The organism is Ulvibacter sp. 2305UL32-6 (assembly GCF_058148545.1).
In genome coordinates this window covers 229599-239445 of the sequence record NZ_JBYVKA010000005.1, presented here as the reverse complement: position 1 = coordinate 239445, position 9847 = coordinate 229599, and the positions used below count along the sequence as shown (strand labels likewise).

At 40.0% G+C, this 9847-nt stretch carries 13 protein-coding genes; 10 read left to right on the top strand and 3 right to left on the bottom strand.

Features of this window, described 5'->3' with window-relative positions; genetic code table 11:
* Positions 1-168 (top strand): T9SS type A sorting domain-containing protein (locus tag ACY2RU_RS16040; protein ID WP_490139501.1); only part of this gene is annotated, 168 nt, incomplete at its 5' end.
* A 127-nt stretch (positions 169-295) separates the two neighbouring features.
* On the opposite strand, the gene ACY2RU_RS16035 is transcribed toward ACY2RU_RS16040, so the two are convergent.
* The 3 genes from ACY2RU_RS16035 to ACY2RU_RS16025 all read right to left on the bottom strand — a co-directional run bounded on the left by ACY2RU_RS16035 (position 296) and on the right by ACY2RU_RS16025 (position 2786).
* Positions 296-622 (bottom strand): thermonuclease family protein, encoded by a 327-nt coding sequence (locus ACY2RU_RS16035; protein ID WP_490139497.1) that lies wholly within the window; start codon positions 620-622, stop codon positions 296-298.
* A gap of 80 nt (positions 623-702) precedes the next feature.
* Positions 703-1005 carry a rhodanese-like domain-containing protein gene (locus ACY2RU_RS16030; protein WP_490139496.1) on the bottom strand — a complete coding sequence of 101 codons (303 nt, stop codon included), beginning with the start codon at positions 1003-1005 and terminating at the stop codon, positions 703-705.
* Between the two features lie 44 nt (positions 1006-1049).
* Entirely contained in the window at positions 1050-2786 is a 1737-nt protein-coding gene (locus tag ACY2RU_RS16025; protein WP_490139495.1) for an aromatic amino acid hydroxylase, read from the bottom strand.
* An 85-nt stretch (positions 2787-2871) separates the two neighbouring features.
* Here ACY2RU_RS16025 and ACY2RU_RS16020 point away from each other — a divergent pair, with 85 nt between their 5' ends.
* From ACY2RU_RS16020 to ACY2RU_RS15980, 9 genes are all read left to right on the top strand, one after another.
* Positions 2872-3441 (top strand): TetR/AcrR family transcriptional regulator, encoded by a 570-nt coding sequence (locus ACY2RU_RS16020; protein ID WP_490139494.1) that lies wholly within the window; start codon positions 2872-2874, stop codon positions 3439-3441.
* A gap of 58 nt (positions 3442-3499) precedes the next feature.
* Entirely contained in the window at positions 3500-4570 is a 1071-nt protein-coding gene (locus tag ACY2RU_RS16015; protein WP_490139493.1) for a 2Fe-2S iron-sulfur cluster-binding protein, read from the top strand.
* A gap of 33 nt (positions 4571-4603) precedes the next feature.
* Complete coding sequence (gene paaA / locus ACY2RU_RS16010) at positions 4604-5560, top strand: 1,2-phenylacetyl-CoA epoxidase subunit PaaA (protein ID WP_490139492.1); 957 nt, start codon at positions 4604-4606, stop codon at positions 5558-5560.
* Between the two features lie 76 nt (positions 5561-5636).
* Positions 5637-5927, top strand: coding sequence for a 1,2-phenylacetyl-CoA epoxidase subunit PaaB (gene paaB, locus ACY2RU_RS16005; RefSeq protein WP_490139491.1), 291 nt, complete (start codon positions 5637-5639; stop codon positions 5925-5927).
* A gap of 57 nt (positions 5928-5984) precedes the next feature.
* The gene (paaC, locus tag ACY2RU_RS16000; RefSeq protein WP_490139490.1) at positions 5985-6737 is read left to right on the top strand and encodes a 1,2-phenylacetyl-CoA epoxidase subunit PaaC; all 753 of its coding nucleotides are present in this window, start codon (positions 5985-5987) and stop codon (positions 6735-6737) included.
* Positions 6738-6793: 56 nt separating this feature from the next.
* The gene (paaD, locus tag ACY2RU_RS15995) at positions 6794-7297 is read left to right on the top strand and encodes a 1,2-phenylacetyl-CoA epoxidase subunit PaaD (protein ID WP_490139489.1); all 504 of its coding nucleotides are present in this window, start codon (positions 6794-6796) and stop codon (positions 7295-7297) included.
* Positions 7298-7412: 115 nt separating this feature from the next.
* Positions 7413-8192 carry an enoyl-CoA hydratase-related protein gene (locus ACY2RU_RS15990; RefSeq protein ID WP_490139488.1) on the top strand — a complete coding sequence of 260 codons (780 nt, stop codon included), beginning with the start codon at positions 7413-7415 and terminating at the stop codon, positions 8190-8192.
* A 41-nt stretch (positions 8193-8233) separates the two neighbouring features.
* Positions 8234-9412, top strand: a complete 1179-nt coding sequence (locus ACY2RU_RS15985) for a 3-hydroxyacyl-CoA dehydrogenase NAD-binding domain-containing protein (protein WP_490139487.1) — start codon at positions 8234-8236, stop codon at positions 9410-9412.
* Entirely contained in the window at positions 9412-9822 is a 411-nt protein-coding gene (locus ACY2RU_RS15980) for a PaaI family thioesterase (RefSeq protein ID WP_490139486.1), read from the top strand. Before ACY2RU_RS15985 ends, ACY2RU_RS15980 begins: the two co-directional genes overlap by 1 nt.
* The last annotated feature ends 25 nt before the right edge of the window (positions 9823-9847 follow it).

Here is a 9847-nt window from a genome sequence, read left to right as displayed (position 1 = left end):
AAACAACTATCAGTATATGATCTTACAGGTAAGTTGGTTCGTATAGAGGACCTAAGTGGTATGGGAGCAGAGAAGACTATAGACATTACAAACTTGCAAAGCGCAACATATATGTTTGTTCTTCAAAGCGACAACGCACAACTTACAAAACAGATCGTGAAAGAATAATAAAGAGTATTCCCCCCGCTTAATTTTAACCCGCTTTCGATATAGTCGTTAGCGGGTTTTTTTATTGTGGTGTTTTTTTCCGAAGAAAATAAAAGGATTGTATTTCTACTAAAATCTAGCTTAAACCTTAAGGTAAATAGACACGAGCGTGCCCTTCATCCACGAGCCATTGATTAATATCAAGTCCGTCAATTATTATGGTTGCTAAATAGCGTCCATACTTCCCCTGCTTATCTTTGAAGGTGTGAATTTCAACCTCTTTCTCCAAGATCTTTTCCCGAAGAATATCACGTACAATAAGTCCTTGTTCGCGTTCTTCGCCTCGCAATTCTGGGGTGTCAATACCCATAAGGCGTAGTTTCATTTCCTGATAGTGAAGAAAACCCAAGTCAACAACGGCGGTTACAGTATCACCATCGTATACTGCCTTGATAAAAGCTTTATAATTATACATAGTCTGAATGTTTCTTGGGGGAGGAAGCTCCTCAAAGATACAAAAATTTAACAATCAGATACTTGCGTTCAAAAAAGCCCTTATAATTTTTTGCTCAAAGCAAACCAACCTCCACCATTCATGGCTTCAATTCCGTTACTTTTTAAGATGCCAGCAGCACTTGCGCTTCGCATTCCACTTGCGCAGCAAGTAATAACAGGTTTGTTCCATTTTTTTATTTCTGAAATTTTAGAAGCAACACTTTGTAATGGAATATGCTTTGAGCCCGGAATGGCACCTTGATCATATTCACCTTTAGAACGCACGTCTAAAATAATGGCGCCGCGACTTGTAAAGTCTTCAATTTTTTTTGATTTGTTTCCGAATAATCCAAATAGTCCCATAATTATTTATTCTTTGTTGTCAATGCGCAGTTGTTACGCAATAGCTAATTTTTCTTTAATAATTCCAGCCCGCCATCGATCAAATGAGCAATTTCAGGGCGTTGTTGTTTTAACGAATTTAAGTGATCTAATATTTCCGAAGAAGCATTCAATTCATAAATTTCTAGTGGTAATAACCAATCCTTCGGAAATGTGCTTTTAACCATATCAAATAGGGAAGAAAGCGTTTGGCTATTGCCTTTTAAACCATCTATGCGAATTTTTCGTACTTCGGCATATAAGTTTTGAAGTTTTTTATCGGCTTCGGAAAGGGTCTCTTTTCCTTCCGAAGTACTCAAAACATGTTCCTGCAATGGAAAAGATAAATAGTCGGCAGCTCCAGCAAAAGCCGAAATAATTTCTTTTCCAACGGCCATGTCAAAATCACCATCTTCGGGCGTAAACAACACTTCATTTTGATAGGTAACCAAGCAATCATTAAACTGAATGAGCATGAGCTCACCTTTCAAGTTTCGCATACCAGTAACGTTCATTCCTTTTACGCGAATCCCACTTTCAAATTCAAATTCGATGGGTTTACCGTCGTAAAAGTTATAGGCGGCAAGGTCTCTCGGGCCCATATTTTCAATCGCAAGATTGATACCTTTTAGTTTTCCTAACGGAGATCGAAATCCGTTTTGATGTCTTGAAACACCATGCCCTATCACTTCTTTTTCCCGATATGCTAGTGCTGTAGCGCCTTGGGTTTCAAAATAAACCACTTCGTTATCTTCATTGCGGATCATGCGTGAAAATACACCTGAAATTTGCAAACCTGTTGAAATTTCAATGGTTCCCAATTGTTTGCTTTCAATCAGTTTGTTAAGACCGCGCCAACCTCCTTTTCGAACCGCCATCGTATTGGCAAATTCTTCTAAAACCTCTTGTAAATAGGCGAAATCTGGGGTTACGTACAGTTGTGGTTGTGGTTTTGTGATATCAAAATCTTGATAAGCAGCGTTAATCGTATATGGAAGTTTCTTTACTTCTTCTTTCATGCACCAAGCGCTTTCTCCAATCGAGGATAGGAGTCCGGCGCCATAAATTTTAGGTTGCTCTACGCTACCAACCAAACCGTATTCAACGGTCCACCAATGTAGGTTTCTAATAAGCGCGATTTCGGAAGGTTTTACTTCTTTGTTTTGTAGTGTTTCTACGCGTTTTTCGGCAGCTTCAATGGCTTCTTCGGAAGTGCCTTCGGCCTCTTTAATGATAGAAAGTTCCCGAACAGCCTCATACATGTCCATATCATGAGCACTTGAAATGGCTTTGGCTCCTACTTCTCCAAACCGACGTAAATATTCGGCATAATCCGGACTCGCAATAATAGGCGCGTGACCCGCTCCTTCATGAATAATATCGGGCGCAGGGGTATATTCTATGTTTTCCAATTGCCTAATGTCACTTGCAATTACAAGCACTTTATACGCTTGAAACTCCATAAATGCATTGGGTGGAATAAAACCGTCAACAGCTACTGCAGCCCAGCCAATTTCTTTTAAGATGCGATTCATGCCGTACATTGACGGAATATCATCAATAGAGATCCCCGTTTTTTTAAGTCCGTCAACATAACTATCATGAGCTACCTCACTCAGATATGAAACATTTTTCCGCATAACATATCGCCAAACTGCTTGATTAATGGGCGTATATCGCTCATAGTTCTGTGGTTTGATGTATTGTTTGAGATGGGGTGGTAACCTATCTAAGAGTTCGTTGCTTTCCACGTGCATTTTCATAGTTCAAAAATAGCAACTTAAATTCACAATGTTGTGGTTCGATCTGTTTTCCGTTCTGAAGCCAATTTATGTATCTTTAGGGCAGATGAAATCTAGTACTAGAAAACAGGAGATCCTTACTGTGGCAGCGCGCCTTTTTAAGGAAAAAGGATATAAAGCCGTATCCATGCGAGACATAGCTCAAGCAATGGATATCAAGGCGGCGAGTTTGTATAATCACATTAAAAATAAGCAGGAAATTTTGGCGACTATCATTTTGGAAGTTGCTGAAGAATTTACGCGAGGAATGAGTGCAGTGATCGCTGAAGAGAGCCGACCTATTCAGAAAATTGAAAAGATCGTTGAAAAGCATATCGACATTACCGTGCGATATCCTAACGGTCTTGCCGCGTTGAATAATGATTGGATGCATTTGGAAAACGAAGATCTGTCGGCTGTGGTGAAAATGCGCGAAGATTATGAAGAAAACTTCCGAAGCATTATAAAACAAGGGATCTTAGAAAAGGAGATCAAGCCGCGACATCCCGAAGTCATTCTTTTTTCGATGCTCTCAACCTTGCGAACCATGTATTTGTGGTATCGAAAACGCGATGCTATGGAAATCAGCACATTAAAAAGAGATACCCTTGCTGTTTTGCTGAAAGGAATCGTGTAAATATTAATTTGCAATTTAAACTAACAAACGTTAGTTTTGTAAACATACAAGAAAATTTGTGGCTACATTTTATAAAGTAAAGGTTCAGGATATTTATAAGGAAACCGACGATTGCTCGGTAATTACCTTTGATGTTCCTTCGGAAATTAGAGAAGAATTTGCGTTTCGTCAAGGTCAGCATTTAACGCTGAAAGCCGATATCGATAACGAAGATGTTCGCAGGTCGTATAGTCTGTGTTCAAGTCCTGTCGAAAATAAGTGGCAGGTAGCAGTTAAATGGATCCCAGGCGGAAAATTTTCGACATTTGTCAACGAAAAATTGCAACAAGGGGATACACTAGAAATTATGGCTCCAAGTGGAAACTTTGGGGTTGCGGTTTCCGAAGAAGAAAAAACCTATGTAGCCTTTGCTGCGGGAAGTGGAATCACACCGGTCTTGTCTATGATCAAAACGCATCTTGCGCTCGAGCCAAATGCTAAATTCAAGTTATTCTACTTGAATCGTACCGTGAAATCCATTATCTTTAAAGAGGAGATTGAACAGCTTCGGAATCAGTATTTTGGTCGGTTTGAGATCTTTTATTTCTTAACCAAGGAACATCGGGATATTGAACTGATGAACGGACGTTTTACTTCGGAAAAGCTAACCGAAATATTTGATAAGCTCTTGTATGTTCCGGCGGTCAACGAAGCATTTTTATGCGGCCCCGAAGAAATGATCTTTTTGGTACGTGACGCTTTGATTGCGGCCGGGATGAATAAAGACAATGTTCACTACGAATTATTCGTAACGGGTCTCACCGAAGAAGATAAAAAACGAACAGAGCGTTTGGCTCAACAAAATGTTGAAGGAGTTGAAGTGACTATTGTAGATGGTGGTAAAGAATTTCATTTTACCATGACCAAGGAGTATGATAATATCTTGGATGCTGCTTTAGGCGCAGGTGCAGATCTTCCATTTGCTTGTAAAGGCGGTGTATGTAGTACCTGTAAATGTCAAGTTTTGGAGGGTAGCGTAGAAATGAAAATAAATTATGCGTTGGAAGAAGATGAAGTGGCTCAGAATTTTGTGTTGAGCTGTCAAGCAGTTCCAACTTCAGATACCGTAAAAGTAGATTTCGACGTTTAGTCAATACCTACTAGTAAATTTAAAAAGAGCGTTATGAGTGAAAAAGAAGTAAAAAACTTAGAAGAGATTTTTGAAGCACGCATTGCACGTGACGAAAAAATTGAGCCAAAAGATTGGATGCCGGAGAAATACCGCAAAACACATATTCGTCAGATCTCACAACATGCACATTCTGAAATAGTAGGAATGCTTCCTGAAGGAAACTGGATCTCAAGAGCTCCTTCTTTACGTCGTAAAGTAGCGCTACTTGCGAAAGTACAGGATGAAGCTGGTCATGGTTTGTATTTATACTCTGCCTGCGAAACGCTAGGAATTTCACGTGATGAACTTTACGAGCAATTGCATTCAGGGAAAGCAAAGTATTCTTCCATTTTTAATTATCCTACCGTTACTTGGGCCGATATGGGCGCCGTGGGCTGGTTGGTTGATGGTGCAGCTATCATTAATCAAGTCCCGCTCTGTAATACGTCTTATGGTCCATACGCACGAGCTATGGTTCGTGTCTGTAAAGAAGAAAGTTTTCACCAACGCCAGGGTTTCGAGATCATGCTAACGCTCTGTAGAGGTACAGTTGAACAAAAAGAAATGGCGCAAGATGCTCTCAATAGATGGTGGTGGCCAAGTTTAATGATGTTAGGGCCAACCGATGCAGAATCGGTTCATACCGAACAATCCATGAAGTGGAAACTGAAACGTAAAACAAATGATGAGTTACGTCAACAATTCATTGATCAAACCGTGCCGCAAGCCGATTTACTCGGACTCACAATTCCAGATCCAGATTTAAAGTGGAACGAGGAGACGGGTCATTACGACTTTGGAGAAATTGACTGGGATGAATTTTGGCAAGTTGTCAAAGGTCATGGCCCGTGCAATAAAGAGCGTATGAGTGCGCGTGTCAATGCCTGGGAAGAAGGAACATGGGTGCGAGATGCAGCTATGGCTCACGCCGAAAAAAAATCGAAGCGAAAACTAAAAAAAGCAGTTTAAAATTCAATGTCGGTTCGCGATTTTCACTAAAAAATGGAAATTTTTGAGAACACGTTGAAGTAATAAATAAAAAATCATGTCTGATAAAAAAAATTGGCCGTTATGGGAAGTTTTCGTCCGAAGTAAAAACGGATTAGAACACCGGCATTTCGGCAGCTTGCATGCAGCCGACGCTGAAATGGCATTAGAAAATGCGCGTGATGTTTACACACGTAGAAACGAAGGAGTTAGTATTTGGGTTGTAGAGAGCAGTAATATCACTGCGAGTAATCCAGCGGATAACGGCGAATTGTTTGAGCCAGCTCAAGATAAGGTGTATCGTCATCCAACATTCTATGATCTTCCCGACGAGGTAAAACATATGTAACAAATTCCTGCGTAGGCAGGAATCTTTCGATTTCAATTTCGATTTCAATTTTATTCTATGAATCAAAATTTATACAACTACATTATAGGTATCGCAGATAATTCGCTTATTCTCGGACAACGACTGGGAGAGCTTTGTGGTCACGGTCCAAGCTTAGAAACCGATATCGCCCTCACCAATATGTCGCTTGATCTTTTTGGTCAAGTACGAAGCTATTATCAATATGCAGCACAATTGGCTAATGATGGTAAGACGGAAGATGATATCGCTTTTATGCGTCTAGAACGAGCCTATAAAAATGTATTGTTGGTTGAACAGCCCAACACCCATTTTGGATATGTAATTGGAAAACAGTTTTTATTCGATGTCTATCACCTAATGATGTTAGAAAAACTCCAATCGAGCACAGACCAAACACTTGCTGCCATTGCAAAAAAGAGTATTAAAGAAGTGAGTTACCATGAACGCTTTTCAAGTGACTGGGTTATTCGCCTAGGTGATGGAACCGAAGAAAGCAATCAAAAAATGCAAGAAGCTATAGATGCACTTTGGCGTTTTACAGACGAATTATTTGATATGACGGATGATGATAAGGCCATGGTAGAAGCAGGTATTGGTGTTGATGTTGCAGCATTGAAAGAAAGCTATTACGCTAAAGTTTCCGAAGTATTGAAAGAAGCAAACCTTACGGTTCCAGAACGTAAATATTTTACTAGGGGCGGAAAACAAGGTGTCCATAGTGAACATATGGGTTATCTTCTTGCTGATATGCAATACATGCAACGCAGCTTCCCAGGAATGAAATGGTAGTGTAGCACAGTTTTAAAGTGCATAAATAATCAAGCCTACAATCGTAAATAAGGATCATGACGCTTACTGAAGAACCAAATATCGATAAAGAGCTAATTCCTATTCTGGAAAGCGTTAGCGACCCAGAGATCCCCGTTTTAACGGTCTTGGATCTGGGGGTTATCAGAGAAGCTATTGAGATCAACAACGTGGTATATATTAAACTTTCGCCAACCTATTCTGGCTGTCCCGCCATGGATGTCATTGGCGATGACCTCACAGCGGCCTTTAAAGCGATCGGTAAAAAAACAGAAATCCAATTAGTGCTTGCGCCAGCATGGACCACCGATTGGATCAGTGAAGCTGGTAAAAGAAAGATGGAGGTATACGGAATCGCCGCACCTCTTAATGAAACAGCAGATAAAGAAGCCCTGTTAGGGCAAAAGAAAATAGTAAAGTGCACCAATTGTGGGTCAACCAATACCCACTTGGTTAGTCAATTTGGTTCCACGGCATGTAAAGCATTGTTTAAATGCGACGATTGCCAAGAACCTTTCGACTATTTTAAGTGTTTAAAATAATTTTGGGCGTTCCAAGACGCACTATGTGCGGTCTTGGCGGGCTTTCAGCGGTACATGATACCTTGCTTCAATCCCTAACGCGGGGCTTGGGCGGCAACAAAATTTTAAAAGAAAAATGAGCAGTATTACAAAACAGATCAGCAACGGAGTTGCAACACTTACCCTAAATCGCCCTGAAGTTTTCAATAGCTTTAATCGCGAAATGGCTTTTTTGCTACAAAACGAATTAGATGAATGCGCAACCGATAAGACCGTTCGCGCTATCGTACTTACAGGAAGCGGAAAAGCATTTTGTGCTGGTCAAGATTTAAAAGAGGTCACCACACCCGACTTAAATCCGGGTTTTAAAAAAATATTAGAAGAACATTACAATCCTATTATCACCCGCATTCGGGCCATCGAAAAACCTGTTATTGCCGCCGTAAATGGTGTTGCGGCAGGAGCTGGTGCAAATATAGCTTTGGCTTGCGATATTGTAATTGCTTCAGAAAAAGCTTCGTTTATTCAAGCTTTTAGTAAGATCGGTTTAATTCCCGATAGTGCTGGAACCTTCTTTTTACCAAGATTGATCGGTTTTCAGAAAGCATCTGCCCTTATGATGACAGGAGAAAAAGTTTCGGCAGAACAAGCCGAACGTATGGGAATGATCTATAAAGTGATTTCTCCAGAAGATTTTAATACGGAAATAATGGTTTTAGCCGAAAATATGGCAAAAATGCCAACCAAAGCACTCGCAATGACCAAGGAATTGTTGAATAAGTCAATGACAAATAATTTGGAACAGCAATTAAATTTAGAGTCAAAGTTACAAATAGAAGCAGCGCAAAGTGATGACTATGCCGAAGGTGTAGCTTCTTTTATGGAAAAAAGAAAACCGAATTTTAAAGGGAAATAGTTGTAAAATTTCACCCGGAACACAGTTGAAGGGTCTTTTATATGAGAAAAATTAAAAACATAGGCATCATTGGTGCAGGAACCATGGGAAGTGGAATCGCTCAAGTGGCCGCAACAGCTGGTTGTAGTGTAAAATTATATGATACCAATCAATCGGCTTTAGATAAAGCCGAAAACGCCTTAGAAAAAATATTGAATCGGCTGATAGAAAAAGGGAGAATCACTTCCGAAGAAAAAAGCAGAATTCAGGGCAATATAGTATATGTTGACAACCTAAAATCGCTTCACAATGGTGATCTTATTATCGAAGCAATTATTGAAAATATCGAGATCAAGAAAAAGGTTTTTCAAGAATTAGAAAGTTATGTTAGTGATACCTGTATCATTGCATCAAACACTTCTTCCTTATCCATTGCATCGATCGCGGCGTCTTTAAAAAATTCAGAACGTTGCGTAGGGATTCACTTTTTTAATCCCGCACCATTGATGAAATTGGTTGAGGTGATTCCTTCGATCCAGACTTCCGAAGAAACCCTTCAAACTTCCGTGGAAACAATAAAAAATTGGGGAAAAACGGTGGCAGTCGCTAAAGACACGCCTGGTTTTATTGTAAATCGTGTTGCACGTCCGTTTTACGGAGAAGCTCTGCGTATCTACGAAGAAGGAATAGCAGATTTTGCCACCATTGATAGGGCTATGAAAACGCACGGCGGGTTTAGAATGGGACCGTTCGAACTAATGGATTTTATAGGAAACGATGTAAATTATACTGTGACCGAATCGGTTTTCGCAGCTTTTTATTACGATCCCCGTTATAAGCCAGCCTTTACGCAAAAACGTTTTAGCGAAGCAGGTTATTTAGGGAGAAAAAGCGGTCGAGGTTATTACAGATATGATGAAAACGGCCATGTCATTTCGAATGAAAGTGAGAAATCTCATACGAGTGAAGTAGGAGAAAAAATTTTTAATCGCATTCTCGTCATGCTTATCAACGAAGCAGCAGATGCCATGTTTTTAAATGTTGCTTCCGCTGAAGATATCGATAACGCCATGACCAAAGGAGTCAACTATCCGAAAGGCTTACTAGCTTGGGCAGATGAAAAAGGAATCGATTGGTGTGTAGAAAAACTAGACGCGATGTATGCAGAATATCACGAGGATCGTTATCGATGTTCACCATTGCTCCGGAAGATGAATCGTGAGAACAAAACATTTTTTTAATGATAAAAGGCGAAGATATACCACACAAAATGCTTTCGCAAGACGCTTTTAGTCAGGCGATGGGTATAGAAATTCTAGAATGCGAAGTTGGTAGGTGCAAAGTAGGGATGACCATTCGAAGGGATATGCTCAATAGCATGATGAAAGCTCACGGTGGTGTAAGTTATACCCTGGCAGATACGGCCTTCGGGTTTACGGCAAATACACATGGAAAGTATGCCGTTTCAATTGAAACGTCCATAAACCATATATCTGCTTTAGACGAAGGAGATTATATTACAGCGGAAGCCACGCTAGATGAGCAAAGAACGAAAGTAGGATTTAACATCGTTGAAGTTAAACGAGGTGACGAATTAGTGGCACTTTTTAAAGGTGTTGTTTATAGAACGAATAAAGATTGGGAAGATTAAATTATGAAATGTCTATTTACAATTG

Excerpts from the sequence above, each read along its gene's own strand:
- ACY2RU_RS16030 (WP_490139496.1), bottom strand. The coding sequence starts at position 1,005 with ATGGGACTATTTGGATTATTCGGAAACAAATCAAAAAAAATTGAAGAC.
- ACY2RU_RS16020 (WP_490139494.1), top strand. The coding sequence starts at position 2,872 with ATGAAATCTAGTACTAGAAAACAGGAGATCCTTACTGTGGCAGCGCGC.
- ACY2RU_RS15990 (WP_490139488.1), top strand. The coding sequence starts at position 7,413 with ATGAGCAGTATTACAAAACAGATCAGCAACGGAGTTGCAACACTTACC.
- ACY2RU_RS16035 (WP_490139497.1), bottom strand. The coding sequence starts at position 622 with ATGTATAATTATAAAGCTTTTATCAAGGCAGTATACGATGGTGATACT.
- paaD (WP_490139489.1), top strand. The coding sequence starts at position 6,794 with ATGACGCTTACTGAAGAACCAAATATCGATAAAGAGCTAATTCCTATT.
- paaA (WP_490139492.1), top strand. The coding sequence starts at position 4,604 with ATGAGTGAAAAAGAAGTAAAAAACTTAGAAGAGATTTTTGAAGCACGC.
- ACY2RU_RS15985 (WP_490139487.1), top strand. The coding sequence starts at position 8,234 with ATGAGAAAAATTAAAAACATAGGCATCATTGGTGCAGGAACCATGGGA.
- paaC (WP_490139490.1), top strand. The coding sequence starts at position 5,985 with ATGAATCAAAATTTATACAACTACATTATAGGTATCGCAGATAATTCG.
- paaB (WP_490139491.1), top strand. The coding sequence starts at position 5,637 with ATGTCTGATAAAAAAAATTGGCCGTTATGGGAAGTTTTCGTCCGAAGT.
- ACY2RU_RS16025 (WP_490139495.1), bottom strand. The coding sequence starts at position 2,786 with ATGAAAATGCACGTGGAAAGCAACGAACTCTTAGATAGGTTACCACCC.
- ACY2RU_RS15980 (WP_490139486.1), top strand. The coding sequence starts at position 9,412 with ATGATAAAAGGCGAAGATATACCACACAAAATGCTTTCGCAAGACGCT.